The organism is Nitrosomonas sp. Is35 (genome assembly GCF_033063295.1).
Classification (GTDB): domain Bacteria; phylum Pseudomonadota; class Gammaproteobacteria; order Burkholderiales; family Nitrosomonadaceae; genus Nitrosomonas.
This window is the reverse complement of the sequence record NZ_JAWJZH010000001.1, coordinates 153,121-179,539: the sequence shown is the minus strand read 5'-3', so window position 1 is coordinate 179,539 and position 26,419 is coordinate 153,121. Positions and strand designations below refer to the sequence as shown.

Sequence of the window (26,419 nt, the reverse complement as noted above, 5' to 3'; positions counted from 1 at the left end):
TTATGGGAGCGAAATCAATGAACACCGGTCAATCCATCGAATTGGCAAGAAACTATGTCACTTTATCCAACAATCACGACCTGGTGCAGATCGAGCGCCTATTTGCTGCCGATGCCACTTATTATTCTGCTTACTTCGGTGAATACAAAGGCAGTTCGGCCATCCATGCCATGATGGTCAACTTCTTTGGTCGCTTTCCTGATGCCCATTGGGAAGTTACCGGATATCGCGGCATTGAAAATAATGGCGTGGAATTCGCGTTTACAATGACCGGCATGGATGCTTCTTCCGGTGAGCAGGTAAAACGGCAAGGATTGGAACGCATATACTTCACGCCGGAGGGATTGATCAGGCACATTGCTGTCTACAAACCCGGCGATTTTCCCAAGCTTGATTGATAACACGGATCGTTAGAAGCATTGTCTAAATTCGCAGATAACGCTATCCTGACGGGCTATATCAATTTTTGTCTGGATAGGGCCATAAATGACACAAGACGAACAAAAACGAGCGGTTGCAGCAGCTGCAATTCAGCATATTCCGATGGGTTGTATTGTTGGGGTAGGCACAGGCTCCACCGCTAATTACTTCATTGATGAATTAGCCAAAATTAAAAATAAAATCGAAGGCGCTGTTGCCAGCTCAGACGTAACGGCACAACGTCTTAAAGGTCATGGTATCGAAGTACTGGATCTGAATAATGTCATCGATCTTCCCGTGTATGTCGATGGCGCGGATGAGATCACCGAACATTTGCATATGATCAAAGGCGGCGGCGGTGCGTTAACACGGGAGAAAATTGTCGCGGCGGTTGCACGGAAATTTATCTGTATTACCGATCAAAGCAAATTAGTGAATATTCTTGGCAACTTCCCGCTGCCCGTTGAAGTCATACCAATGGCGCGCAGCTACGTGGCGCGTGAGATTGTGCAACTGGGCGGACATCCGGCCTTACGTCAGGGCTTCGTCACGGATAATGGTAATGTCATCCTGGATGTGCATGGTTTGCAAATTATGAATCCGGTTGAATTGGAAGCAACGCTCAATCAGATTACCGGTGTTGTAACCAACGGCCTTTTTGCCCGGCGTCCGGCAGATACGTTATTATTGGGAACAGACAAAGGTGTACGCACTATTACTGTCTGATTAATTTAAAGCATGGATAATTAAGACCATAAAGCATCACATACTTCGATATCCTCAAAAGGCAGACCATGGCAACTAAAGAACATATTTCCAAGCAGTTCGACGCTGACCTTGAAGAAGTGCGCACGCGCGTTTTGCAAATGGGGGGCTTTGTTGAAGAACAAATCGAGAATGCGATCGATGCGCTGACGAGTGGCAATGAAGAGCTGATTGATCTGGTGATTACCCGTGATCACCGTGTCAACGCGATGGAAGTTTCAATTGATGAGATCTGCAATCAGATTATTGCGCGCAGACAGCCGACTGCAAGCGATTTACGCATGATCATGATGGTGATCAAGACAATTACGGATTTGGAGCGCATCGGCGACGAGGCCGCAAAAATCGCCCGCATGGCAAAATTGATTTATTCAACGGATCGTATGCACATTCCGCGTTTTAACGAAGTTAAGCATGTTGCCAGTATCGCCATGGATATGCTGCACAAGGCGCTTGATTCTTTCGCCCGCTTGGATTTGAATGCCGCTGCGCAAATTGTGCGGCAGGATGAATTCGTCGATGAAGAATTCCGCTCCATCTTGCGTCAACTGATTACTTTTATGATGGAAGATCCCAGGAAAATTTCAACTTGCCTGGAAATCGTATTTATCGCCAAGGCCATCGAGCGCATTGGCGATCATGCAAAAAATATGTCTGAATACGTTGTTTATATGGTCAAAGGTAAAGATGTCCGTCACGTGACAGCCGACCAGATCGAACAGGAAATCAGGGAATAGGTCCCCTTGATCAAGTGATTTATCTAGAGTCTACAAACAAAACACTCAAATCACGAGCAAGTAGTAATCTTTGCTATACGCGATCTTCCGCTACTGCTTAATATGACATCACGCCCATTACCACCTTCTGCAGGTGGTGTTGGACACAAGGTAATTGTTCCGGATTGAAATCCGCCGCTAGTGAGTTTGGGAATTCCTTGTCCATCATAGGAAATATAATTACTGACGTTGGAATTCCCGGAAAAACTATAGCCGGTTGGTAAAGCTGGCATCGTAGTAATGATTTGCTCGCCGCTACTGATACTCGCATTATTATCCACATCAACAAATACAACCCACCCTTGATTCCAATTACCCGAACTCGTACACGATAACCCATCCGAGCTCTTGCAGATTGCAACACGCAAATTACGCTTTATCGCTTCCGATCTGGCTAATGCCATGTGCGAGAATAGCGTATTGGCATAACTATTCAAACGAGTGCTAGCAGTAAATTGATTAAAAGATGGCACGCCTACAGTTAATAAAATAGACAATACCGACATTGCAACTAGCAATTCAATCAAAGTTACACCACGGTAACCTTGAAGTCTTTCTCGAGTATGCATTCTTTTTACCCTAGTCATTGCTAGACATTACTGTTGTAAATACCAATATGCTCGAGTCTTAAAACTAGAGGGGGTTGCAATAGCTTTTGGTGATGCTCCTTCCAGTGGAGAATCAGGACTCGAACCGATCACAAATGGCACTGTAATATTCTGTCCAGTGGTCGGATGTACCACAGTCACCAATCCAGCCACTGGAGACGGCGGCAATCCCCCCCCCGTTATTGGTACATATCGTGTTGCTCCAACAGCTGGTCTTCCATCCAAGAAGCCGAGATTGTATACACGAGCCATCCCTAAATTGGAACCACAGCTACTTATGTCTGTTGGAGTTGGTGTATGTGTACTGAAGGTAACAACACCAAGTACTGCAATCGCTGATGTAACAACTTGCTCTTTATCATGACTACCTGCGCCAAAAGGCATATACCACCCTTTTTTGGCATCCAATTGCGTCTCTGTCGGTAGTACCGTACTATCTGGATCTATCGCAAGTAATGAGGTCATACATGCCAACGCTTGTGACAGACAATTAGCCGTTTCAGATGACCACCAAGCAGCATCGGTTGGCTTATCTTTAATCATGAAAAATGCATTATCGACACCAATCGTGGTCGTATGACTCAGGAGTGGATGCTCACGATCACCCGAACCGATTAAAATAATATTGTAACTAGGTGTTACAACTACTTCCGGGGCAAACATGAATTTGCGATTGGCTACTCCTCCGGGACAATTGGTAGTACTGCATCCCAGTGATGCAATTTTCGTAATTGTCCAGTTGGCAGGTAATGCAGAACCTATGGTTATGCGATAAACATTCCCGCCTGTATCGGCTGCATACGCATATTCAGCCAGTCCGGTAACGGTATTGGGTACAACAGTTACGTCACCCACCACACTGCGGTCTGTTGAGAATGTCTTAAGTAATGCGCCACTATTTGCATCCAGTACAAAAATCTTATTCCCTTTGGGTGCTGTGCAAGTGTTTAGATCACTTCCACTTGCCCCATCCTCACAGGTATCATAACCGCCACCTAAAATAAGCATAGGTAGAGAAGTTGATCCAGAAACATAACCGGATGATTTCAAATTAACGGCTGCCGACCAAGTTTGACCAATGCCACTAAAATCGGCCGAAGTACAACCTGTATCATCAGTCAAATTAGGGCAACCTTGGCGCCATTTCAAGCCAGGGTTGGTTGGAGTGCTAACATCAAAAGCATAAATCATACGCCCGCCACGCCGTTGAGTCGCATAAACCCAAACTGTACTACTATCTTTATAGGCTGTAACTCGCCCATCAAAGAAGTATGGTTTGGCTGTTGCATCACCCACACTGGGCAGCGTTAAGGCAGGACTGTTGTCATAAATACGCTTTAACCTTCCATAGTGCTCTGGTGCAACGAATGTCCACAATTCACTACCTGGTGTTAGAGTGCCAATATTACTTGATTGACTTCCATTAATTGCATGCAACATGCCGTCACTGGCCCCATAAAATACTACGACCCCAGTACTTCCACCATAATCAACAGCAACTGGTCTGGAATGTACAATATCACCATGTGCAGACGGTCTAGTTTCAGTAGTATTGCCGTTAATATTTTCGTCTTTAACATCCTGACCACGCACCCAATTAATAATACTTGTACGTTCAGTGCTATTAGTCGCGCCTAAAAGTGCTTGTGTTATTGAAGTATTAGCATCATCAAAACTGTTAAATCCAGTACAACTCGCTGGATTACAGGTTTTAACGACGCGTGATGAAGGATTGATTGACCGCACTCTATATGCAGCTGCACCTTTCTCTACAACTTCACCATCTGGAGTATTGGATAGCTCCGAATTGGCGATCGCCAAGCAAGATCCTTGTGGTGCAAAAGACCAATACGTATCAATACTTGCTGTAGTCGGTGTCCAGAAGCTACGGGCGCATTGCGTAATAAAACCGGTAGTATTATTAATTGCCAATACACCATCAGCATCTGCCAATTTTAATTCGATCTTATTATTCGTCAAACTTGGCTTAAACTGATATTGTTTGAGATTACCCACCCAGCGAGGGCTTGCCGTTGCATCTGGGCGAAACATACCGACGAAAATCTGGTTTAAATAGGTACCTTGTGTGTTAACACTGACAGGCAAGCTAGCTGAAGCAAAGACACTATCTTTTGCTTGTATTTCTGAAAATATATGATTTAACGCATCTGAAATTTGCACGCCACTATCGACTGAAGAATTTACCGCAAAATATTTTCCTTTACCCTGACCTGCCATGCTTTTTAACAATGCAGTAAATCCGGGACCTTGTCCTGTTGTTCCTGGATCCACGTCAATTGTGTATGTGATAATTTGCGGATTACTTGAATTCGCCATAAAGCGCGCCCATTCATCGCCAGAATTGGATTGCGAGCCACTCGGAGAAATTGTAATTTGTGATGTACTACCCCCTGCCGTAGATAATTTTGAATTAGAGGTAGAAGTGTCAGAACTATTATCCTGTACAGGGCCGTTACTGATATAAATAATAAAATTCTTCTGGCAACCTGAGCTTACCGGGCTTTCATAACCTGTATCACTCGATGACGATAATGCATTTCCACTTAATGCATAAATTGCATTGGATGCCGAAGTTCCAGAGACATTACCGGCATAGTCCCGTTTGGCCTTATTATGTCCCGCATATGCATTTGTACCGGCAAAATAATAGTAAGCCTCTGCCAAAGTTAGGCCTAGTTTACCGTTATTAGATTTATCATTTAATATGTGTAAGCTATTTACGAGACTCTGGTATATTGGCTTATTCGTTGAGTTCATCAGTCTAACTGCAGCACGTAGATATCCGCCATCTGGATTACTGTTTCCTGATCCCGTTTCACTAAACATCATTAAACCGACCCGAAACTTGTTAACGGCTAAGCCACTGAGGACAGTGGATAATGCATGGATTTCATTTGTGAATGCTGTATTCCAGTTAGCAGTATTGTCCAATACTATCAAAACATTAGGAACATCTGCCGAGCCGGATGGCGTAACGCCTGTAAATAAATCAATATCTTCAGCAATGGATACTGTGCTGATAATCGCTAGAAATGTGACAACTAGCAAATTTCTTCTAAGTATTGTTAACATAGCCCCACTCCCTTTCCGAAATTCTTATGTTGAGCACGAAGACAGCAGATATTCGCTCTGCGTCATTTCTTTAGCGATTCCCTGTTTAGCAACTACCGATGCCCCTGTCGCTCCATTCTGAGCAGCTGCTTCAATTTCCCACAATGTCAAATAATTGGATGAATTCGTTATCGTGGAGTTAACTCCACTCAGCGCAGCTACATTTGCTGGAGCCAAAGTAGCTTTTAAACAGAGGGGAGCCTTAAGGGTTACGACATAATCAGTTGTATCATCCTGATCAATATCGATATCAACGGTAGTTGGATAGTTCGCCGGGTCGATTGCCACAAAATTGATATTGATAGTTTGTTCAATAGCCATATTGGCTGCTGCAATGGCTTCATTCCTGAATTGCATGTTACCAACTGCTTTTAGATTCCCGCCACTAAGCGAAAATGCAGATATCATCAGTAATGTAATGGCAACCAGCATAATGAGTCCAACTACCAAAGTAGCGCCGGTTTGTCGTGAAAACATAAATTCACTCCTCAAGGTTTCTCTCTACGACCTGATGGATTCACCAAGCGAACATAGCTTGTATAAACATGACGAATGTAGCCATCATTAAAAGGACCTAACGTTGCTGATCCAAGCCGATAGGTCTTATCTTCCACATAACCTGAAGAACTCTCCAGATTGCGTGCCAGCACATGCACTTGTACAGCCACTACGTTTGCCCAGTCCAATGCCGTGCAAGCAGAACAATCATCAAAAACATCTGCTCCACCATTTCCATCGGTATCGCGTCCGTATTCAAACTTAATACTTTGTATACCTTCGATAATTGGTTGGGCTGCCTGCAGCTTGACGACACCACCACTGAGATCAAAATCAGCGCGCATTAGTGTCGGTATTCCATCACTCGATGTCACCGAATAATTTCGCACATAAAAAATTGATATCATTAATTTTCTTCTATCAGCTGAGGTTATGCAGTCTCTTTTATAAACCACATCAGTAGAGGTACTCAATAATGGTGTAGTGGCTGCACTCGAAACATAATTAATATGGCTCGTATTCCCACACGATTGGGTTTGCAAATATAATTTACCCACTGAATAGTTTTCACATCCTGCTCCACCTGCAACACAAGTTGCAGCAGATCGGATCACTACTACATCAGAATCAGATTGCCGGTTTGTAATGATTGAGGAGCATTCAGAAGGTAGGGTTCCTCCAGCCACGTAACCTTGCACAGAAATTAAGTACATGTTGTTAATGTAAGCTGCATCCCAATCTGGAAAGGTCAAACACGGATTGGGAATTGCTGTTGGAGGTGTAATAGACGGTAATGGCGGCACATAGGTATCCCAATAACCTGCATGCCATAATTCTTGTTGTAATAACTGCAGAGTAAATCGACCATTCTCAACCTGTCGGTTCATTTTTGCTAATTCAGCATTACCTCTAGCTAGGTCTAAATATAGCGCCAGCACACCCGTCATGATCAATAATCCCAATGTAATTGAGATCATTAATTCAATCAGAGAAAAACCACTTTGCTTGTCGACTATCCCAAACTCAGGCTTATTTAATATTTCGCAATTTAAAGTGTTTACTCTCATGGCGATGCTAAATTAGCTATACGTACAATTGTGCTCACAGTACGTCGGCACAAATCATTTACACATTTTGTACCCGTCGCACTATCATAAAGTCCCATCCCACAGTTAGAAGAAGGTGCGGAAATCGGAGTCATCCCCTGCCACACTACGGTGATCATGAATTGATCGCCCGTTCCAAGGTCCTCTATACACCCACGCGCTCCGAGCATCGCGCCCACATTTGTCGATATCGATGATTGTTCAGCAGCGCCTTTTAACGCATTGCTCCATTGACAAGCATCATAACTCTGTCCATTACCCGAGCAAGATGTAGGTTGACTATCTCCCACTCCGAGTGGATTGGCTGTTGTCGTAACGTACGCTGCTGCATTTGCACGGTTAGTTGATATTCTGTTTGTCATATCTTCTAACAATATCAATGCCTGTGTCCGTTGGTATGATTCGAGCTCGGAAGACTGCAAACGAATTTGCAAACCAGCCAATCCCAACAACCCTACTGCTAGAATCACCACAGTAACAAGGGCTTCAATAAGTGAAACACCACGCATTGAAAAAACTAAAGTTGAATTGCACAAGATTTGCATTTCTTGTTTACCATTTATCTGCGGGAGTTTTGACACCCTCATTTGTAATCACCAGATTTCCATCACTTGCTTGTGAGCCACTCGGTGTAAATGTGAGAGTATATGAAGGCACGGTCCCAGTTCCGATTACAATTGCATAGCTGTACTTACTATTTACACTCGATGGCAGCGCATAACCACTTGCCTCCAAAGCTGTTTTGCTTGCGTAACTCCGGTTAGTCAACAAATACTGTTGTTGTCGATTTGCAATATCCAGCATTTCTGCCTGAGCTGCAGCACGATTCGCTCTTATCAGATATTGCGTGTATGCTGGGTAAGCAACTGTCGCCAAAATACCGACAATAGCAACTGTGATCATTAATTCAATCAATGTGAAGCCATACTGATTTGTTAAAACTTGTTTCTTTTTCATCCAAAAAATTCCCAAGTAATTTTCTTCTCTACCCGACCTTATCTCATGCACCTGAACGCCTTCAGGTTTAACGGTAATGACGTCGATTAACTTTAGCTTAACCTAGTACAATTCGATATCCTCAATGATTTATTGGAAAATTCAGAACTCACCGTAGATCCACCGACAATAGAACAGGAAAAATTAAGGGGCTGTAGTAGATTAGCTTAACTGATAAGCTAATTTAATGAAGATAAGTCATTGTAGATTATTAAAGAAAACGCAATCAAGGTTGTTGGAATATTTTGTGTTGGAAGTTACAGCGCGATCAGCAGCCGATATATTGGGAATTCAACCTAATAGTGCAGCACTGTTTTATCGCAAAATACGGGAAGTGATTGTTTATCATCTAGAGCAAGAATCTCACGAAATTTTTCATGGTGTAGTGGAATTAGATGAAAGCTACTTTGGTGGTATTCGTAAGGGCAAGCGTGGTCGCGGCGCTGCGGGTAAGGTTGCTGTTTTTGGCATATTGAAGCGCGGTGGCAAGGTTTATACGAGGGTTGTTGGAGATACTAAGACAGAAACGTTGATGCCGCTAATTACTAGAAAGATAGCGCCTGACAGCATAGTTTATACAGACTGCTATCGTAGTTATAATGCGCTCGACGTGAATCATTTTTACCATAAGCGTATCAACCATTCCACACTATTTGCACAAGGTAAGAATCACATCAACGGCATTGAAAACTTTTGGAATCAGGCCAAACGCGTCTTAAGAAAATACAATGGTATTCCTAAAGGATCATTTCCATTGTTTCTCAAGGAATGTGAATTCAGATTCAATTATGGAACTCCTAAACAACAGTTAAAAATTTTGAAATCTTGGACTCATATTTAACCTGATCTACTACAGCCCCAAAATTAATCGTCATAACTGATCCCAGTTTCTATCAACATAAAACAAGCAGAATCCATAATGAAACAGGACATCATCGTCATCGGCGCGGGAATCATAGGGCTTGCAACAGCAGAGCACCTTTTAGTTCAAGGTTTCAAAGTTACGATTCTTGAGCGCAACAAAGCCGGGCAAGAATCATCCTGGGCAGGTGGCGGCATTTTGTCGCCGCTTTTTCCTTGGAGCTATTCCGATGCGGTTACAAGTCTTACCAGCTATAGTGCGTTGCAATTTCCGGAATGGGTTTCCGTATTGCGTGAAACTTCTCGAATTGACCCGGAGTACGAAATATCCGGTATGTTGATTTTGCCGCCCTATGATGAAGAAATTGCGCGACGGTGGTGTTCCATGCGAGGAGTTAAACTAGAGCAGCGCACGGCTTGCGATATTCATTCAATCCATACCGTTACTGCCGATCGGATGAAGAAAGCTCAGAATTGTGCTTTATTCCTGCCGGATGTTGCTCAAGTCCGTAACCCAAGACTTTTACGTGCATTGCGAAGCCGAGTTGAACTTTTGGGCGGAAAGATCGTTGAAAACTGTGCGGTCAATCATCTAAAAATAACAGGCCAGCACATACAATCCGTTTCTACATTGTGTGGAGAATTTTCGGCCGGTAACTACATTGTGTGCGCAGGTGCTTGGAGTAAAGAAATCTTGGCAACTCATGCACTCAAATTGGATATCAAACCGATAAAAGGGCAAATGCTACTATTTAAATTTGATACGCCCCCTATACCAGCCATTATAGTGCAGAATGACTTGTATCTTATCCCACGCCGCGATGGTCATTTGCTCATTGGCAGTACCTTGGAAGATTCTGGATTTGACAAGCAAACGACAATAGCCGCGCGCGATTCTCTGCTTGAACAGGCTCAAATCATTCTGCCTGTCCTTGAGAAAATGCCCATCAAGCAGCACTGGTCAGGATTGCGTCCGGCTTCATTAAAGAATATTCCCATCATTGGACGGCATCCGGTCATTCACAATCTTTTGATTAATAGCGGCCACTTCCGCTATGGTGTCACGATGGCGCCTGCCAGTGCGGAAATTCTGGTAAATGAAATGACTGGAGCAGCACAACCGTTCGATACCGCTCCTTACCAGGCGGGATGGGGTGCTAACTAAAAATATCAAGCTTTGGGCAATGGAAACACCACCGATTCCACCACGCCACTCAATTCTTCTATTGTCACATCTTCACCGATTTGTTCGGCTCCAATTTGCTTAAGCCGGGAAATCACCTGTTGCACCAGAATTTCCGGCGCAGAAGCTCCGGCCGTAATACCGATAATTTTCTTCCCGACAAACCACGCTTCTTGTAATTGCTCGGCACGATCAACCATATACGATTCTACATTGGCATTCCGCGCGACTTCACATAGCCGGTTAGAATTTGAACTATTGGGAGAACCGACCACGATGACCAGATCGCATTGATTAACCATTTTCTTAACGGCATCCTGACGGTTCTGCGTGGCATAGCAAATATCGTCTTTTTTAGGACCGGTAATCATTGGGAAACGTTTCTTTAAAGCATCCACAATGCGTGCAGCATCGTCGACCGACAGTGTCGTCTGCGTCACATACGCCAAATTCGTTTCGTCCTTAACTTTTAAGGTATCAACATCCGCTTCGGTTTCTACCAGATACATCCCTTTATCGTCACCTTCAATCTGCCCCATCGTGCCTTCAACTTCCGGGTGCCCTTGGTGGCCGATCATGATAATTTCCTTGCCTTCCTTGCGCATTTTGGCTACTTCCACATGCACTTTGGTAACCAGCGGGCAAGTTGCGTCAAATACCTTCAGTTTCCGATCCGCCGCCTCACGCCGTACCGCGTGCGATACACCGTGCGCACTGAAAATCAGAATGCTGTCTTGCGGCACTTCATCCAGATTCTCAACAAATACGGCGCCTTTCTTCTCAAGGTTTTCGACCACAAAACGATTGTGAACGACTTCATGGCGCACATAAATCGGCGCTCCGTGCATCGTTAATGCGCGTTCCACAATTTCTATCGCACGGTCAACACCGGCACAAAAACCCCTCGGGTTCGAAAGTAGTACTTTGATCATCTATTTATTCTCCAACAATGGATAGCTTGCCTATACTCATTCTCTGATAAAAACATCAGGCATTAAAATTTGGCACTATTATTTTTTACGCTGCTTGATAGCGTCCCGCCAGTGCGTCACGTTTCTCATAAGCATCCCGGGCAATTTGAATATCTTCCAGAAATTCTGGTAGTTCTTTTAACAACAAAGCTTGCCCGCCAACCAGCACCATATTGGCACCCGCTACGATACCTTGTGCTTGTGCCCCCCAGAACACGATATTCTTCGGAAATCCTGACTACCCGGCCAACACAAGGAAGACTGCTGACTTCCTCAGCGGACAACACTTTGGTATTACCAATCAGGTAGATTTCTATCAGCGTTTGTTCGGTGCCTACTTCAGTATGAATACGCGCCGATATTCACGGGAAGTTGGCCAGTGTGCCATCAACTGTTTATATTCCGAGCTATTAGGCCGGGTATTGGGAACAAGGATTAAAATCATAAAATAATTTCAATAAGATAACGCCAGTTCCCAATCCATCATAAAACCGGTCCACGATTCTAACCGAAAAAACCACCGCTTACCACGATTCCGGCAAATGTTGGTAGCGTCGTGTTTTTCACAATGCGGTTTGCTGCACAGCATGAACACATCCGCTGATTTTTCTATTTTAATTTTGTCGAATTATACCTGAGACAATTTGTCGCATAGCCATACCGAATAATTTAAGCTAATGTTATAAGTTTTCCAAGCAATTAAAGCTGCGCCATCCTAAATGTTCAGTGATCTCAGTCAATCGCCCCTCAGTAAAAATTTGCAACGTTTGTTTCTGTTACGGAACATCGCCATTGCCGCACAGTGCCTGACCTTTGCTTTAGTGTACTGGACCATCGACATCGTCATTCCCTGGACGCAAATGATCGCCGTGGTCACGTTGCTCGCTGTGTTAAATCTACTGACATGGATCCGCTTGCATCGCAATTGGCCGGTGTCTCACCTGGAATTTTTTCTACAACTCCAGATCGATGTCCTGGCACTCAGCACACTACTGTATTTCAGCGGCGGCTCAACCAATCCATTTATTTCATTATTTCTGTTACCGATGACGATAGCCGCGGCCACGCTGCCGTGGCGTTACACCTGGACCATGGCGATCATCACAATCGCCTGCTACACCTTGTTGCTGTTCAATTACGTGCCATTGCCGCATGATCATAACAAGCATCTGATTGAATTTGCATTGCATGTATCGGGGATGTGGCTGGCTTTTGTGTTAAGTACCGTCATCATTGCATGGTTCGTCGTGAGAATGAGCTCCTCCATCCGCGAACGGGATCAGGATCTCGCCAAGGCTCGAGAGCATGCCTTGCGCAATGAACAAATCATCGCGTTGGGGACATTGGCTGCCGGCGCCGCGCATGAACTCGGCACGCCACTCTCGACCATGGCCGTCGTAGCGGGAGAATTACAGCAGGAATACACGCAGGACGCTGAATTCCAGAATAACATCCATATTCTTCGCGATCAGATCGCGCACTGCAAGCAAACTTTAACGCAGCTATTGGCGAAAGCAGGCCAAGCCAGAGCCGAGCATGGCAGCGAATTACCCGTTGACGTCTTTCTTAATCAGATTCTCGATAAATGGAAGCTGATACGCCCCTCGGTTAAGTTCACTTATCAAAGCACAGGTGATCTGCCAGCTCCCAAGATTATGGACAATCAATTATTAAGCCAGTCGCTGTTAAATCTGCTGAATAACGCAGCGGATGCATCGTCCGAATGCATTGAAATTAAAAGTCATTGGGACAATAACCTGGAGCTCAAACTGGAAATTAACGATGACGGCAAAGGTTTATCTGCGGAAGTAATGCAGCGTGCCGGCGAAGCTTTCTTTTCCACCAAGGCGCCGGGGCAAGGCTTTGGCATTGGCTTGTTCCTCGCCAATGCCAATATTGAGCGCTTTGGCGGCAGTGTCCGCTTGTTTAATCTCGAAGGCGGCGGTGCCTGCACACAGGTCGTTTTACCGCTAATTGGATGAATAGCATGATTGAACCTTTATTAACGGATAATAGCGAATACCCGAGCTTACTGATCGTCGACGACGATGAAGTTTTTTGTGATGTATTGTCCAAAGCGCTCACAAAGCGAGGCTTTAGTATCACCTGCGCGCACACGATCGATGATGCGCTGAATCTGGCTGAAACATCCACACCGGAATATGCGATTGTCGATCTGAAATTATCCAGCGAATCGGGTTTAGTATTGGTTGAGAAATTGAGAAACCTGGATCCGGGAACCCGAATCGTGATGTTGACGGGGTATGCCAGCATCGCCACTGCGGTAGAAGCGATCAAACTCGGTGCCACGCATTATCTCGCCAAGCCGGTCGACGCGAATGAAATCATGGCAGCTTTTGAACGCACGGTCGGGGAAGCGAATATTCCGATCAGCGCGCATCCTTTATCCGTGGGCCGGTTGGAATGGGAATACATTCAACGTATCCTCACGGAGAACGACAACAATATCTCGGTCACCGCCAGAATATTAAACATGCATCGCCGCACATTGCAGCGCAAACTCGCCAAACGGCCGCTGCGTGAATGACAAGTCTTATAGAAACCCCGCAATTATCCGGATATCCTGGCCGATCATGCGTACATCCTGAATCGTAAGCTTTTTCTTTTGTTCAAGATTAGTCAGTTCAGGTAATGCAATCATACCTTGCGCATCGTCACCGATTAAGTGCGGAGCAAAATAAATAATTAATTCATCCACTAATCCGGCCTGAACCAAAGCGCCATTGAGCCCGCTACCGGCTTCCACCAGGACTTCATTGATTCCGGATTCAGCCAGCACCGTCATCATTTGCTGCAAATCAACCGCGCCTTTGGCGTCCGGTAACGCAATAACCCGGGCATTCATCTGACTCAGCGCAGCTTCTTTTTCCGGATTCTCTGCATAGGCGGTGAAAATGAATGTTTCTTCCCGGTCTTGCAGCAAGCGAGCCTCCAAAGGTATCGCCAAATGGCTATCGACCACGACTTTCCTGGGTTGACGATCTGTTTTGATATACCGGACGGACAGCTGCGGATCATCGGATTTTACAGTGCCGATACCCGTCATGATAGCACACGAACGAGCCCGCCACCGGTGGCCATCGCGCCGTGCCGCTTCACCGGTAATCCACTGGCTGACACCATTATTTAATGCAGTCTTACCATCCAGGCTCGCGGCTGTTTTTAAACGCACCCAAGGCTTCTTTCGCGTCATGCGGGAAACAAAGCCGACATTCAATGCATGCGCCTCGGCTTGCAACAATCCCGTCTGCACGATAACTCCGGCCTGTTGCAATAACGCCTGCCCACGCCCGGATACCAACGGATTGGGGTCTTCCATTGCCATAACGACCCGTGCGATGCCTGCTGCAATCAACGCATTGGCACAAGGCGGCGTCCGGCCGTGATGGCTGCAAGGCTCCAACGTTACATAGGCGGTCGCGCCACGGGCCGCTGCCCCCGCATCAACCAAAGCATTAATTTCCGCATGCGGCTGCCCGGCTTTTTCATGCCAGCCGCTGCCCGCAATCTGCCCGTTGCGCGCAATCACACAACCGACACGCGGATTGGGTGTGGTGCTATACAATCCTCGCTCGGCTAAGCGCAAGGCATGCGACATAAAGGCATAATCTGCGGCAGAAAACATCGGCACTTTTATTGCTGTGGAGTAATGGACTGTGCTGGCAATAGAACGTCCAGGGCCATTCTATTGATTCAGGATACTTCCTTGGATGACAACGGCTGATGCGGTTTTTGCACTTCTTTGATTGCATCGCGAAAGTCATCCACATCCTGGAAACTTTTATAAACCGATGCAAAGCGGATATAGGCAACTTTATCGAGCTTATACAGCTCTTCCATCACGCTTTCACCGATGCTGCGCGAGGAAACTTCGCGTTCCCCCATCGCCAAAAACTTCTGCACAATGCGATCGATCGCGGCATCGACATAGCTGGTGGGAACCGGGCGTTTATGCAGCGCCCGCTTAAAACCCGTCAGTAATTTATTGCGGTCAAATTCCGTCCGGCTGCCATCGTGTTTGACCACCTGCGGCAAACGGAGCTCGACAGTCTCGTATGTGGTAAAACGCTTATCACAGGCAGGGCAGCGGCGGCGGCGGCGAATCTTGTGACCATCCTCGCTGACCCTCGAATCGATGACATTGGTGTCATCGGCATTACAAAAAGGACATTTCATACGCAGTTAAACCCGCAATAACAACCTGAACGGACGATTATTCACTTCCGTCCAGGTTGATGAGGTTTATCCATAAACCGGAAATTTTGCGCACAATTTTTTTGCTTCAGTAGCCACGCGTGACAAAACCGCCGCATCTTCCGGCGCTGCCAACACATCGGCGATCAGATTAGCCAATTGTTCCGCTTCCAGTTCTTTAAAACCTCTCGTGGTTATCGCCGGTGAACCGACACGAATACCGCTGGTCACGAAAGGTTTCTGCGGATCGTTAGGGATTGCGTTTTTATTCACCGTAATATGCGCGTGTTCCAACGATGCTTCCGCCTGCTTTCCGGTCAGATCCATCGCCCGCAGATCAACCAAGAACATATGACAATCGGTCTGTCCGGATACGATGCGCAAGCCACGATTGGTCAGCACTTTCGCCATGACTCGCGCATTCTCGATAACTTGCTCTTGATAATCCTTGAATTCCTTGCTGGCCGCTTCCTTAAACGCCACCGCTTTGGCAGCAATCACATGCATCAAAGGGCCGCCTTGAGTTTGCGGAAATATAGCGGAATTCAGTGCTTTCTCATGTTCCGGCTTGGCCATGATAATACCGCCGCGCGGACCGCGCAGGGTTTTATGCGTGGTACTTGTCACGAAATCCGCGATACCAACGGGATTAGGATAAAAACCGGCAGCAACCAGTCCGGCATAATGCGCCATATCGACGAACAAGTAGGCGCCTACGGCATCAGCAATTTTGCGGAAACGCCCCCAATCAATGACTCGCGCGTATGAAGAAGCACCCGCAACGATCATTTTCGGTTTATGCTCATGAGCCAACCGTTCAACTTCGTCATAATCCAGCAGCTCAGTATCCGGGTGCAGGCCATATGAAATTGAATTAAAAATCTTTCCACTCATGCTCACGCTGGAACCGTGTGTTAAATGCCCTCCATGCGCGAGCGACATGCCCAGCAGGGTATCGCCAGGCTTCAGCACGGATAAATAAACCGCCGCATTGGCTTGCGATCCTGAGTGCGGTTGCACATTGACATACTCAGCGCCGAAAAGCGCTTTTAAGCGATCAATCGCTAATTGCTCCACCTGATCCGCATACATACAGCCGCCATAATAGCGTTTTGCAGGATAACCTTCGGCGTATTTATTGGTTAAAACAGAACCTTGGGCCTGCATAACTGCGGGGCTTGCATAATTTTCCGAAGCAATTAATTCGATATAGTCTTCTTGACGTTGCATCTCCCCTTTAATCGCCTGCCATAATTCCGGGTCGACATTTTCTATTGTGTGTTTCTGCGAAAACATGGTGATACCAATCCTTTGAAATTTTTTGGAACCGAGAAAATTTGTATATTACCACTACCTGCTGAAACGCTGATAGCTGATCTCATGGCAGCAGCACAAAAAAGACAGGAAATTCTTTGCAAAAGGTTTGAATTTATCTTGATGACCGCTAGTCCGCATCTATAATTTTAGACCATTCTTCGGCTTGGCCGGGAAATTGTTTCTGACTCTCAATAACTTCTCTTGCAAGTGGATTTTCTCAGTAATTTCTATCAAAATCTTTGCTTCGATATGGAACATTAGCGCGCCTTCCAGCCAAGACACGCCAATCGTTATTGATAAATCTGCGCAAACGCCGTCTGAATCAGCGGCAATAAAAATAGGACATAAATAAAAGCGCGTAACAGTATTTCACTCCGGAAAATATCTATATCGCACTTTTATTTAGTTGCGGCGGGACTCAAATAATTGCGGCCTCTTCCTCAAATAGCAGTACCACCTTATCGTTACCGTCGATGTCAACAGTCACTTTACCACCGCTGACTAAACGCCCGAACAATAATTCGTCGGCTAACGCGCTGCGAATGGTGTCTTGTATCAACCGCTCCATCGGACGAGCCCCCATGAGCGGATCGAAGCCGTGTTTTGCAAGATGATTCCGCAATTTATCCGTAAATGTCGCCTCCACTTTCTTCTCATGCAGCTGAGTTTCAAGCTGAATCAAGAATTTATCGGTTACCTGCAAAATAATTTCCTGATTTAGCGGCGCAAACGAAATAATGGCATCGAGCCGATTGCGGAATTCAGGGGTGAAAAGCTTCTTAATATCGACCAATTCATCACCCGCAAACTTCGATTGTGTAAATCCGATGGAGGATTTGGTCAAAGACTCGGCGCCTGCATTGGTGGTCATAATGATAATGACGTTGCGAAAATCAGCTTTACGGCCATTATTGTCCGTCAACGTCCCATAATCCATGACTTGCAGCAGAATATTGAAAACATCCGTATGCGCTTTCTCGATCTCATCAAATAATAGAACCGAATAGGGGTGTTTAATCATCGCTTCAGTCAGCAAACCGCCCTGATCATATCCGACATACCCGGGCGGTGCGCCGATCAAGCGCGACACTGCATGACGTTCCATGTATTCAGACATATCAAAGCGATGCAAATGAATGCCTAATGCATAAGCCAGTTGCCTTGCAACTTCGGTTTTTCCCACCCCAGTTGGACCCGAAAAAAGGAAAGAACCCACCGGTTTCCGTGGATTGCCGAGTCCGCTTCTTGCCATTTTGATCGCGGACGTTAATGCATTGATTGCATTATCCTGTCCAAAAACAACCGCCTTCATATCACGGCCCAGTGTTCTCAGCTTATTGCGATCATTGGTCGAGATATTCTGCGGCGGGATTCGTGCAATTTTCGCGACCACGCTTTCAATTTCACTTTTGCCGATAACTTTACGTTTTTTCGATTTCGGCAATAATCGTTGCGCAGCGCCCGCTTCATCGAGCACATCGATGGCTTTGTCCGGCAAATGCCTATCGTTGATATAGCGTTCCGATAGCTCGGCGGCAGAAACTAATGCGCCAGCAGTATATTTAACCTTGTGGTGCTGCTCATAGCGTGATTTCAGCCCGCGCAAAATAGCCACTGTCTCATCAACACTGGGCTCATTTACTTCTATTTGCTGGAAACGTCTTGATAATGCATGATCTTTCTCGAAGATCCCGCGATACTCACTGAAAGTGGTAGCACCAATGCATCGCAATTGCCCCGAACTTAAAACCGGTTTCAGCAGATTCGATGCATCCAGGACTCCACCGGATGCAGCGCCTGCGCCGATGAGCGTATGAATTTCATCGATGAATAAAATCGCAGCAGGATTATCAGTAAGTTGTTTTAGCAGCGTTTTTAAGCGCTGCTCAAAATCACCGCGATATTTGGTACCGGCCAACAATGCGCCCATATCCAGCGAATAAATCTGATGCTTTAGCAGAAGATCAGGCACATCTTCTTCGACAATACGTTTTGCCAAGCCTTCTGCGATTGCTGTTTTTCCGACACCCGCTTCACCAACCAGCAAAGGGTTATTTTTACGGCGCCGGCATAGCGTTTGAATAACGCGCTCGATTTCCTTTTCACGCCCGATTAATGGATCAATTTTATTAATTAGTGCCAGGTGATTGAGATTCACTGTGTAGCTTTCGAGCAATCCACCGCTATTCGACTCATGCTCTGCCTCTCCTTCGCCCCCGGTTTTAGCGTCATTCTCTTGCGGTACTTTCCGGATATTATGCGAAATGTAATTGACCACATCCAAACGTGTCACACCTCTTTGGTGCAAGAAATATACCGCATGGGAATCTTTTTCACCAAAAATTGACACCAGTACATTAGCACCGGTCACTTCTTTTTTTCCCGATGACTGAACATGCAATATGGCGCGTTGTATCACACGCTGAAAACCCAAAGTCGGTTGCGTGTCAACTTCTTCACTGCCTTTAATGACCGGGGTATGCCGTGAAATATGATCCAGCAATACCAACCGCAATTCTTCAATGTCAACTAAGCAAGCATTTAATACTTCAGCGGCGCTTGCATTATCCAGCATTGCCAACAACAAATGCTCCACTGTAATGAATTCATAGCGTTTTTGCCTGGACTCTACAAACGCCATGTGCAAACTGACTTCCAAATCTGGCGCGATCATTTCAGTTTTCCTCCATTACACATCTCAGTGGATGCTGATTCTTCCTGGCAAATTCAATCACTTGCTTAACCTTCGTACTTGCAATATCACTAGGGTAAATGCCACACACTCCAACTCCCTCCGTATGCACCTTTAACATTATTCGCGTCGCTTGCTCTTGATTCATAGAAAAAAATAGTCTCAACACCTCAATCACAAACTCCATCGGTGTAAAATCATCATTCAATAATAGTATCTTATACAGCGGGGGCTGCTCATGCTTTACCTTATCCTCTGCAAGTTTAACGGCTTCCGTGTTACTTTCCGTCATCACGCTTTTCCCTATCTGACTCCAATTATAAATATAATTAGCATAAAAATACTTCCTTCCAGTGATGACATATTTGACGATTACGACAAAATTTTCAAGTCTCTTAAGATAATTACCAAATCCGCAAACATAAATATCCCGTAACCTCTTGACTTTAACCCTGGATTTGCGTAAAACAGCAAATGGCGTTTGACTTCAAGTTTTCAGCGGTACTGGTTTTATCCGTCAATGGTCTTGAAATTCAAATAGTATTAGGGTTTCCGGCCCAGTTTTTTATATAGGAAGTAGAAATGGCAACAGGTACAGTAAAATGGTTCAACGATTCCAAAGGTTTTGGTTTTATTACTCCAGATGATGGCAGTGAAGATTTATTCGCGCACTTCTCAGCAATCAACATGTCCGGATTTAAAACCCTTAAAGAAGGTCAAAAAGTGAGTTTTGATGTCACTCAAGGACCTAAAGGAAAACAAGCCTCTAATATCCAATCCGCTTAACTTTTATAAAATACTGGTTTAGTACTTATTGACAATAATAAGGTTTTAGCCTGATAGTAAAATGCCTCTTCCTGTAACAGGAAGAGGCATTTTTTTACCTTCTTTTTTAAACCTTAACTTTATTAAGCCAGATATTTAATCATCGCATTTCCAAAAGCCGAGCACGAAACCTGCTGAGCGCCCGGCATTAATCGCGCAAAATCATAAGTAACAATCTTATGCTGAATAGTTGCTTCCATCGCTTTGATAATCATATCGGCCGCTTCCATCCAACCCATATGACGCAGCATCATCTCCGCAGATAATATGATCGAACCGGGATTTACCTGATCTTTCCCAGCATATTTAGGCGCAGTGCCATGCGTCGCCTCAAAGATCGCAACGGAATCACTCAAATTAGCTCCCGGTGCGATGCCAATCCCCCCAACCTGCGCAGCCAATGCGTCAGAAATATAATCACCGTTCAGATTTAAAGTAGCTACCACATCATATTCTTCCGGGCGTAATAAGATTTGCTGCAAAAAAGCATCCGCGATCACATCTTTAACGATAATTCCACCCTTTTCCGGCGGCAATTTCATCCATGGACCGCCATCCAGCAACTCTGCACCGAATTCATTGGCTGCCACTGCATAACTCCATTTCTTAAATGCGCCTTCAGTAAACTTCATGATATTGCCTTTATGCACCAGCGTTAACGATTTACGCTGATTGTCTATGGCATACTGAATGGCTTTGCGTACAAAACGCTCAGTACCTTCTCTTGAAACAGGCTTAATACCGATACCGGAGGTTTGAGGAAAACGTATACTCGTTACCCCCATATCTTTAACCAAGAAATCAATTACTTTCTTAGCAGACTCAGATTCCGCCTCCCATTCAATGCCGGCATAAATATCCTCGGAATTTTCCCGGAAAATGACCATATCCGTTTTTTCCGGACTTTTCACAGGACTGGGTACGCCGCTAAAATAGCGCACAGGCCGCAAACAAATATATAAATCGAGCTGCTGACGCAACGCGACATTAATCGAACGAATACCCCCGCCTACCGGAGTTGTAAGCGGACCTTTGATGGAAACCACAAACTCTTTTGCGGCCTGTAAGGTTTCATCCGGTAACCACACATTCGATCCATACACTTTCGTTGCTTTCTCACCTGCATAGATTTCCATCCATGAAATCTTGCGCTTCCCGCCGTAGGCCTTTTCAACTGCCGAATCAACAACCTTTTTCATTACTGGAGTAATATCAATACCAATCCCATCACCTTCAATAAAAGGAATGATTGGATTATCAGGTACTGTCAAAAAACCATCGGTACTGATCCGAATTTTTTCTCCATCACTGGGTATCTTTACATGCTGATACATAGTATCTCCAAGTATTCAAATACAATTTATAATGAGCCAATTATCAGGGATTTTTATGCAAAACTATATGGCCGTCCTATCCCGACCGCATCGCAAGAAAAATTCTCAATCTCGCACTGGAATGGACTTAAACTCGATGAGCATTATACGTTATAAACAGGATGCCTTTCCATGACAGACAACATCAGCAATGGCCATTATTAATGCTGATCATTCGAATCAGTTTTCAAGCTCAATTCAGCAAAATCAATAAATTATCAAAATCACCTCATGTGATTTATTCTCTATAATGAATTTAAATCTTCTCATACCTGATCTATTTTGGTCCGATGCATTGCAGCAAAACATTTATGATGAATTACCGATGCGTCACTTGGTAACACTGTTATCAAAAAGCATCTCCTCGATAAATCCAATCCATGCAACGGAAGCTTGGCTGTGCCAACAGTTTAATATCGCACGACAACAAAATAACTGGCCTATTGCACCGATCATGTTGCACACCGATGCGCCTGACCTGGCAAAAGCCAGTAAAGATTTTTGGATGCGTGCCGATCCTGTTCACCTTCGCATTGAACAAAATCATATCATGCTCGCTGATAGTCAAGCTTTCCGGATCACCGAAGAAGAAGCCAATGAATTGATACAGGATATCAATCATAATTTCAGTCATGATGGTTTCACTTTGTTGTCATTACGACCGGACCGGTGGTACATCCGCTTACCTGCGATAGCAGACATGCAAACGCACATGCTTAGTCAGGTCACTTGTAAAAACATCAATAATTTCTTGCCATCCGGTACTGACAGCGTGCTATGGCATAAAGTTTTCAATGAAATTCAAATGTTATTGCATGAACATCCGGTTAATCAAGCACGTGAATCGCGTGGTGAGCTCACCATTAATAGCATCTGGTTATGGGGTGGCGGAAGCATGCCGCAATTTGTCCGGTCGCCTTATACGCATGTGTGGAGTAACGATGATTTACCTCGCGCATTAGCACTCGCCAATGGTACAAGCCATTCAAGGCTACCGGCCGATGCAAACGAATGGCTCATGACGCAACCAAACGGGGATCATCTTATAGTATTGGATTCATTGCGAGAGAAAGCTCAATACAGAAATGCTTATGGCTGGCGTGAGACACTTAAAGATATGGAGCACAACTGGTTCTCTCCTTTACATACAGCGCTCAAGGAAGGAAAAATCAATCAATTGACCATTACGGCGTTAAATGAGACTTCATCGCGAGACTTTTCGTTGACAAGTTCCGACTTATGGAAATTTTGGCGCATAACCAAACCACTCTCCATCCACAGTAAAATACACTAGCCGGATTATGAACAAGCATTCTTGCGATATCTATACAGCTAATCCCTTTATCAAGAATTTCAGCTAACAGGAATAAGGAATTACCGTGCAAAAAACTTCTTTATTTAATATTGTTAAGCCTTATTTGGCCACCAGCATTACGTTCACGCTGGCAGTTACGCTAGCAGCTGGCCCATACTTGGTCGCCGAAATTGCACCGCACTGGCAAACTGCATTATGGTTTTCATTAATCTTCATGATCTTGATTACAATCATTCAGATAGCACGCGCAGAGAAAAATACCCGGAATCTTTCCGATCAACTTATTGTAAGCAAGGAAAGATTAGGTAATGAGATCAAGCACCGGTTATGGGCAGAAAAAACCGCTTCCGAGAATAAAGTAAAATCGCAATTTATCGATGAAAACATTCCAGTCATGCTGGCTTATTTTAATAACGATCTGCGCTGCCGCTACCATAACCGGATTTTCCGCCGCTGGTTCGGACTAAAACCGGATCAGATTGATGGCCGGCATTTAAAGGAATTTTCGAATGAAGAATTCTTCTCCGATATTCAAAATCGTATTGAAGAAATCTTAGCCGGGAAAACCATACATAACGAACGCGTTCTCAAATCCACCAAAGGTTTTCCTTATATTTTCACCGAACAGTACCTTCCGCATCTTGACAATAAAGGCAAAACAATCGGCTTCTATACATTGCACACACCTCGGGCGCAAGAAAAAACCCGTGTTTCACCAAAAAATATCAAAGAAGAAAACACAGCAAAAGCAGAACCGAAGAAACCCGATCCAGCACCTATTAAGATCGAAGCAAGCCTTCAGCCAAACACACAGACTTCTAAACAACAGGGTGTAACTGCAGCGCGCATCGCTCAAGCCATTGAAGGCGGCGAATTTAATTTATATTGCCAAAAAATAATTCCCATCAAACCCTCAGTTTCTTCGTCCTCCCATTACGAAATTCTGATCCGTATGCACGAGGAAGAAAATAATCTTATGCCCCCGGGCTCGTTCCTACCGCTTGTCGATCAATTCAAGATGATGCCCAAGCTGGATCGGTGGATCATTAATCACATTATCCATTGGCTGTCGGATCACCCTAATGCCAATTCAGTATTTTATTTGAATGTCGCCAAAGACTCTCTGAATGACCAGGCCTTCCCCGGTTTCATTCAAGATTTATTAAAGAGAACAGGCGTTCCTGCTTCCAGCCTTTGTTTTGAAGTTGAAATTTCCGATGCGGAAATCCTTACCAATGACACGCGCACGTTTACCAATAAAATTCGTGAATTAGGGTGCCTGGTGTCATTATGCAGCTTCAATGAAACTCCAGAATCATTCAGTCTGCTCGATAAGATCAAAGTCGATTATCTGAAAATTGATGGAAGCATTGTTTGCAACATACTGCGCGATGAGGAAGACTTAGCCAGAATAATCAGCATTAACGAATTTGCCACTAAAGCTGGTACTCAAACCATCGCTGAGCTCGTTGAAACCGATGACATCACGGCAAAGCTGCGGGAAATTGGTGTGGACTATGCGCAAGGATTTGGTATTGCTAAGCCCCATCCATTCAATGATCTTGAATCGGTTGCTTAGCGCCATAAGTATTGAAAAAATGTATCGATAAAAACAAAAGGCGCAATTAACTATAATTGCGCCTTTTGTTTTAGACTTTAAAATCCATTACATCATAGAGCTTTGACCATGCTCTCCACAACTTTCTTGGCATCGCCAAAAATCATCATGGTCTTATCCATGTAGAACAGATCATTATCTAGCCCAGCATAACCGACGGCCATACTGCGCTTAACCACCATAACGGTGCGTGCTTTATGCACATCCAATATCGGCATGCCATAAATCGGGCTACCAGCAACATAAGCCGCAGGATTCACCACGTCATTCGCGCCCAATACCAAAACCACATCGGTATTCGAGAAATCACTGTTGATTTCTTCCATTTCCTGTACTTGTTCGTAAGGAATCTCAGCTTCCGCCAGCAACACGTTCATATGACCTGGCATACGTCCGGCTACCGGATGTATGGCAAAGCGCACATTGACGCCTTTTTCATGTAATTTTTCAGCCAGTTCTTTCACCGCATGCTGCGCTCTGGCAACGGCCAAACCGTAACCCGGCACGATAATCACGCTATCGGCATTCCCCATCAGGAAAGCTGCGTCGTCGGCACTACCGCTACGGTGGGTTTTTTGCTCACCGCTATCCGCTGCTGCAGTACCGCCATCGCTGCCAAACCCGCCCAGAATAACGGACAAGAATGGACGATTCATCGCTTTACACATGATGTACGAGAGAATCGCACCCGAGCTGCCCACTAACGATCCGGCAATGATCAGCATTGGATTACCCAACGAGAAGCCGATACCTGCCGCAGCCCAGCCTGAGTAGGAGTTCAACATGGAAATCACCACCGGCATATCCGCGCCACCGATTGGAATGATAATCAGGAATCCTAATACAAATGCAATTGCAGTCATGGCAATAAATGCGGTCCAATTGGTCGTTTCACTGAAGAAGAACCATAAACCGCAGCCAACCATCGCGAGTGCCAACAGCAAATTAACCGCATGCTGACCGCTAAATACGATCGGCGTGCCGCTCATGCGCCCTGACAGTTTTAAGAATGCAATGACGGAGCCCGACCATGTCATGGCGCCGATAAACGTGCCCAAAAACAGTTCCAGCTTACTACCCGCAGGCAATACCGCGGGTAATCCGAACGAAACCGGATTATTGACTGCTGCAATCGCGATAAAAACTGCCGCCAAACCAACCAGTGAATGCATGAATGCAACCAGCTCGGGCATTGCGGTCATTTGCACGCGTTGCGCCACGATTGCACCGATCAGACCGCCCACGGCAATACAACCCAAAATCAAAATCCAGTTTTGCGTCAACGTCAGTGTTGTGGCAACAGCAATGGCCATGCCAATCATGCCAAAAAGATTGCCGCGGCGCGCAGACTCGGGCGAACTCAGCCCCTTTAACGCCAGTATGAAGAATACCGAAGCTACTAAATATGCAAGTGCAACTAGATTTGCTGACATTTAGGCGTTTCCTTTTTTATCTTTTTTCTTGAACATTTCCAACATGCGCTGACTTACCAGAAACCCGCCAAATACATTAATCGCAGCCAACGTAACCGCTGCGGCACCCAGCCAGACACCCCAGTCGGTTTCCGCAGGACCGGCCGCCAGCATGGCACCAACCAAGATGATACCGGAAACGGCGTTGGTTACCGACATGAGCGGGGTATGCAGTGCGGGTGTGACGTTCCACACCACATGGTAGCCGACAAAAATGGCCAGCACAAAGACCGTTAAATTAACAATCACCGGATCGACTTCACCAATCATGATTAC

Annotated in this window: 26 protein-coding genes; 10 read left to right on the top strand and 16 right to left on the bottom strand. The window is 45.3% G+C overall.

The window, feature by feature from the left end; genetic code table 11:
• The first annotated feature begins 17 nt into the window (after positions 1-17).
• The 3 genes from R2083_RS00835 (at position 18) to phoU (ending at position 1,922) form a co-directional block, all read left to right on the top strand.
• Complete coding sequence (locus R2083_RS00835) at positions 18-398, top strand: nuclear transport factor 2 family protein (protein ID WP_317537196.1); 381 nt, start codon at positions 18-20, stop codon at positions 396-398.
• Between the two features lie 88 nt (positions 399-486).
• Positions 487-1,146, top strand: a complete 660-nt coding sequence (rpiA, locus tag R2083_RS00830) for a ribose-5-phosphate isomerase RpiA (protein WP_317537195.1) — start codon at positions 487-489, stop codon at positions 1,144-1,146.
• A gap of 68 nt (positions 1,147-1,214) precedes the next feature.
• Positions 1,215-1,922 carry a phosphate signaling complex protein PhoU gene (phoU, locus tag R2083_RS00825; RefSeq protein WP_108698158.1) on the top strand — a complete coding sequence of 236 codons (708 nt, stop codon included), beginning with the start codon at positions 1,215-1,217 and terminating at the stop codon, positions 1,920-1,922.
• 50 nt (positions 1,923-1,972) lie between these two features.
• Here the strand turns inward: phoU and R2083_RS00820 are convergent, their stop codons facing one another.
• Genes R2083_RS00820 through R2083_RS00795 form a run of 6 tightly spaced genes read right to left on the bottom strand, consistent with a single transcriptional unit; the run spans position 1,973 to position 8,262 of the window.
• A complete protein-coding gene (locus tag R2083_RS00820; RefSeq protein ID WP_317529685.1) occupies positions 1,973-2,530 on the bottom strand; it encodes a GspH/FimT family pseudopilin in 558 nt (185 codons plus the stop codon).
• A gap of 27 nt (positions 2,531-2,557) precedes the next feature.
• Complete coding sequence (locus tag R2083_RS00815) at positions 2,558-5,662, bottom strand: PilC/PilY family type IV pilus protein (protein WP_317537194.1); 3,105 nt, start codon at positions 5,660-5,662, stop codon at positions 2,558-2,560.
• Between the two features lie 24 nt (positions 5,663-5,686).
• Positions 5,687-6,178, bottom strand: a complete 492-nt coding sequence (locus R2083_RS00810; protein WP_317537193.1) for a hypothetical protein — start codon at positions 6,176-6,178, stop codon at positions 5,687-5,689.
• An 11-nt stretch (positions 6,179-6,189) separates the two neighbouring features.
• The gene (locus R2083_RS00805; RefSeq protein WP_317537192.1) at positions 6,190-7,266 is read right to left on the bottom strand and encodes a PilW family protein; all 1,077 of its coding nucleotides are present in this window, start codon (positions 7,264-7,266) and stop codon (positions 6,190-6,192) included.
• A complete protein-coding gene (gene pilV, locus R2083_RS00800; RefSeq protein WP_317529681.1) occupies positions 7,263-7,892 on the bottom strand; it encodes a type IV pilus modification protein PilV in 630 nt (209 codons plus the stop codon). Before pilV ends, R2083_RS00805 begins: the two co-directional genes overlap by 4 nt.
• On the bottom strand, positions 7,858-8,262 hold the full coding sequence (locus R2083_RS00795; RefSeq protein WP_317529680.1) for a type IV pilin protein: 405 nt from the start codon (positions 8,260-8,262) through the stop codon (positions 7,858-7,860). Before R2083_RS00795 ends, pilV begins: the two co-directional genes overlap by 35 nt.
• Positions 8,263-8,488: 226 nt before the next feature.
• Between R2083_RS00795 and R2083_RS00790 the strand changes: the two genes are divergently transcribed.
• Positions 8,489-9,142 (top strand): IS1595 family transposase, encoded by a 654-nt coding sequence (locus R2083_RS00790; protein ID WP_317537191.1) that lies wholly within the window; start codon positions 8,489-8,491, stop codon positions 9,140-9,142.
• A gap of 78 nt (positions 9,143-9,220) precedes the next feature.
• On the top strand, positions 9,221-10,327 hold the full coding sequence (thiO, locus tag R2083_RS00785) for a glycine oxidase ThiO (RefSeq protein WP_411172369.1): 1,107 nt from the start codon (positions 9,221-9,223) through the stop codon (positions 10,325-10,327).
• Positions 10,328-10,332: 5 nt separating this feature from the next.
• On the opposite strand, the gene ispH is transcribed toward thiO, so the two are convergent.
• The gene (gene ispH, locus R2083_RS00780; protein ID WP_107802038.1) at positions 10,333-11,277 is read right to left on the bottom strand and encodes a 4-hydroxy-3-methylbut-2-enyl diphosphate reductase; all 945 of its coding nucleotides are present in this window, start codon (positions 11,275-11,277) and stop codon (positions 10,333-10,335) included.
• An 85-nt stretch (positions 11,278-11,362) separates the two neighbouring features.
• A complete protein-coding gene (locus R2083_RS00775) occupies positions 11,363-11,533 on the bottom strand; it encodes a hypothetical protein (protein WP_317537190.1) in 171 nt (56 codons plus the stop codon).
• 502 nt (positions 11,534-12,035) lie between these two features.
• Between R2083_RS00775 and R2083_RS00770 the strand changes: the two genes are divergently transcribed.
• Complete coding sequence (locus R2083_RS00770; RefSeq protein WP_317537189.1) at positions 12,036-13,298, top strand: ATP-binding protein; 1,263 nt, start codon at positions 12,036-12,038, stop codon at positions 13,296-13,298.
• A gap of 5 nt (positions 13,299-13,303) precedes the next feature.
• Positions 13,304-13,864 (top strand): response regulator transcription factor, encoded by a 561-nt coding sequence (locus R2083_RS00765; protein WP_317537188.1) that lies wholly within the window; start codon positions 13,304-13,306, stop codon positions 13,862-13,864.
• Positions 13,865-13,870: 6 nt separating this feature from the next.
• On the opposite strand, the gene ribD is transcribed toward R2083_RS00765, so the two are convergent.
• The 5 genes from ribD to clpS all read right to left on the bottom strand — a co-directional run bounded on the left by ribD (position 13,871) and on the right by clpS (position 19,832).
• Positions 13,871-14,962 carry a bifunctional diaminohydroxyphosphoribosylaminopyrimidine deaminase/5-amino-6-(5-phosphoribosylamino)uracil reductase RibD gene (ribD, locus tag R2083_RS00760; RefSeq protein WP_317537187.1) on the bottom strand — a complete coding sequence of 364 codons (1,092 nt, stop codon included), beginning with the start codon at positions 14,960-14,962 and terminating at the stop codon, positions 13,871-13,873.
• A 68-nt stretch (positions 14,963-15,030) separates the two neighbouring features.
• On the bottom strand, positions 15,031-15,513 hold the full coding sequence (nrdR, locus tag R2083_RS00755; RefSeq protein WP_317537186.1) for a transcriptional regulator NrdR: 483 nt from the start codon (positions 15,511-15,513) through the stop codon (positions 15,031-15,033).
• Between the two features lie 66 nt (positions 15,514-15,579).
• Positions 15,580-16,827, bottom strand: coding sequence for a serine hydroxymethyltransferase (glyA, locus tag R2083_RS00750; RefSeq protein WP_317537185.1), 1,248 nt, complete (start codon positions 16,825-16,827; stop codon positions 15,580-15,582).
• Positions 16,828-17,266: 439 nt separating this feature from the next.
• Positions 17,267-19,522, bottom strand: coding sequence for an ATP-dependent Clp protease ATP-binding subunit ClpA (clpA, locus tag R2083_RS00745; protein ID WP_317537184.1), 2,256 nt, complete (start codon positions 19,520-19,522; stop codon positions 17,267-17,269).
• A gap of 1 nt (position 19,523) precedes the next feature.
• Positions 19,524-19,832: an ATP-dependent Clp protease adapter ClpS gene (clpS, locus tag R2083_RS00740; protein ID WP_317537183.1), complete on the bottom strand. Its 309-nt coding sequence runs from the start codon at positions 19,830-19,832 to the stop codon at positions 19,524-19,526.
• Positions 19,833-20,122: 290 nt separating this feature from the next.
• On the opposite strand from clpS, the gene R2083_RS00735 reads away from it, so the two are divergent.
• The gene (locus R2083_RS00735) at positions 20,123-20,326 is read left to right on the top strand and encodes a cold-shock protein (protein ID WP_013964362.1); all 204 of its coding nucleotides are present in this window, start codon (positions 20,123-20,125) and stop codon (positions 20,324-20,326) included.
• A gap of 122 nt (positions 20,327-20,448) precedes the next feature.
• On the opposite strand, the gene icd is transcribed toward R2083_RS00735, so the two are convergent.
• Entirely contained in the window at positions 20,449-21,699 is a 1,251-nt protein-coding gene (gene icd, locus R2083_RS00730; RefSeq protein WP_317537182.1) for an NADP-dependent isocitrate dehydrogenase, read from the bottom strand.
• Positions 21,700-21,988: 289 nt separating this feature from the next.
• Between icd and R2083_RS00725 the strand changes: the two genes are divergently transcribed.
• A complete protein-coding gene (locus tag R2083_RS00725) occupies positions 21,989-23,032 on the top strand; it encodes a phosphoglycerate mutase (protein WP_317537181.1) in 1,044 nt (347 codons plus the stop codon).
• An 85-nt stretch (positions 23,033-23,117) separates the two neighbouring features.
• On the top strand, positions 23,118-24,632 hold the full coding sequence (locus R2083_RS00720; RefSeq protein WP_317537180.1) for an EAL domain-containing protein: 1,515 nt from the start codon (positions 23,118-23,120) through the stop codon (positions 24,630-24,632).
• A gap of 92 nt (positions 24,633-24,724) precedes the next feature.
• Here R2083_RS00720 and R2083_RS00715 read toward each other — a convergent pair whose 3' ends face one another.
• Together R2083_RS00715 and R2083_RS00710 are read right to left on the bottom strand one after the other, a co-directional pair.
• Positions 24,725-26,104, bottom strand: coding sequence for an NAD(P)(+) transhydrogenase (Re/Si-specific) subunit beta (locus tag R2083_RS00715; protein WP_317537179.1), 1,380 nt, complete (start codon positions 26,102-26,104; stop codon positions 24,725-24,727).
• The gene (locus tag R2083_RS00710; RefSeq protein ID WP_090314859.1) at positions 26,105-26,413 is read right to left on the bottom strand and encodes an NAD(P) transhydrogenase subunit alpha; all 309 of its coding nucleotides are present in this window, start codon (positions 26,411-26,413) and stop codon (positions 26,105-26,107) included.
• Positions 26,414-26,419 lie beyond the last annotated feature (6 nt).

What these genes read in the sequence shown, in the direction of transcription:
- R2083_RS00835 (WP_317537196.1), top strand. Translation starts at nt 18, where the DNA reads ATGAACACCGGTCAATCCATCGAATTGGCAAGAAACTATGTCACTTTA.
- rpiA (WP_317537195.1), top strand. Translation starts at nt 487, where the DNA reads ATGACACAAGACGAACAAAAACGAGCGGTTGCAGCAGCTGCAATTCAG.
- phoU (WP_108698158.1), top strand. Translation starts at nt 1,215, where the DNA reads ATGGCAACTAAAGAACATATTTCCAAGCAGTTCGACGCTGACCTTGAA.
- R2083_RS00820 (WP_317529685.1), bottom strand. Translation starts at nt 2,530, where the DNA reads ATGCATACTCGAGAAAGACTTCAAGGTTACCGTGGTGTAACTTTGATT.
- R2083_RS00815 (WP_317537194.1), bottom strand. Translation starts at nt 5,662, where the DNA reads ATGTTAACAATACTTAGAAGAAATTTGCTAGTTGTCACATTTCTAGCG.
- R2083_RS00810 (WP_317537193.1), bottom strand. Translation starts at nt 6,178, where the DNA reads ATGTTTTCACGACAAACCGGCGCTACTTTGGTAGTTGGACTCATTATG.
- R2083_RS00805 (WP_317537192.1), bottom strand. Translation starts at nt 7,266, where the DNA reads ATGAGAGTAAACACTTTAAATTGCGAAATATTAAATAAGCCTGAGTTT.
- pilV (WP_317529681.1), bottom strand. Translation starts at nt 7,892, where the DNA reads ATGAGGGTGTCAAAACTCCCGCAGATAAATGGTAAACAAGAAATGCAA.
- R2083_RS00795 (WP_317529680.1), bottom strand. Translation starts at nt 8,262, where the DNA reads ATGAAAAAGAAACAAGTTTTAACAAATCAGTATGGCTTCACATTGATT.
- R2083_RS00790 (WP_317537191.1), top strand. Translation starts at nt 8,489, where the DNA reads ATGAAGATAAGTCATTGTAGATTATTAAAGAAAACGCAATCAAGGTTG.
- thiO (WP_411172369.1), top strand. Translation starts at nt 9,221, where the DNA reads ATGAAACAGGACATCATCGTCATCGGCGCGGGAATCATAGGGCTTGCA.
- ispH (WP_107802038.1), bottom strand. Translation starts at nt 11,277, where the DNA reads ATGATCAAAGTACTACTTTCGAACCCGAGGGGTTTTTGTGCCGGTGTT.
- R2083_RS00770 (WP_317537189.1), top strand. Translation starts at nt 12,036, where the DNA reads ATGTTCAGTGATCTCAGTCAATCGCCCCTCAGTAAAAATTTGCAACGT.
- R2083_RS00765 (WP_317537188.1), top strand. Translation starts at nt 13,304, where the DNA reads ATGATTGAACCTTTATTAACGGATAATAGCGAATACCCGAGCTTACTG.
- ribD (WP_317537187.1), bottom strand. Translation starts at nt 14,962, where the DNA reads ATGTTTTCTGCCGCAGATTATGCCTTTATGTCGCATGCCTTGCGCTTA.
- nrdR (WP_317537186.1), bottom strand. Translation starts at nt 15,513, where the DNA reads ATGAAATGTCCTTTTTGTAATGCCGATGACACCAATGTCATCGATTCG.
- glyA (WP_317537185.1), bottom strand. Translation starts at nt 16,827, where the DNA reads ATGTTTTCGCAGAAACACACAATAGAAAATGTCGACCCGGAATTATGG.
- clpA (WP_317537184.1), bottom strand. Translation starts at nt 19,522, where the DNA reads ATGATCGCGCCAGATTTGGAAGTCAGTTTGCACATGGCGTTTGTAGAG.
- clpS (WP_317537183.1), bottom strand. Translation starts at nt 19,832, where the DNA reads ATGACGGAAAGTAACACGGAAGCCGTTAAACTTGCAGAGGATAAGGTA.
- R2083_RS00735 (WP_013964362.1), top strand. Translation starts at nt 20,123, where the DNA reads ATGGCAACAGGTACAGTAAAATGGTTCAACGATTCCAAAGGTTTTGGT.
- icd (WP_317537182.1), bottom strand. Translation starts at nt 21,699, where the DNA reads ATGTATCAGCATGTAAAGATACCCAGTGATGGAGAAAAAATTCGGATC.
- R2083_RS00725 (WP_317537181.1), top strand. Translation starts at nt 21,989, where the DNA reads ATGAATTTAAATCTTCTCATACCTGATCTATTTTGGTCCGATGCATTG.
- R2083_RS00715 (WP_317537179.1), bottom strand. Translation starts at nt 26,104, where the DNA reads ATGTCAGCAAATCTAGTTGCACTTGCATATTTAGTAGCTTCGGTATTC.
- R2083_RS00710 (WP_090314859.1), bottom strand. Translation starts at nt 26,413, where the DNA reads ATGATTGGTGAAGTCGATCCGGTGATTGTTAATTTAACGGTCTTTGTG.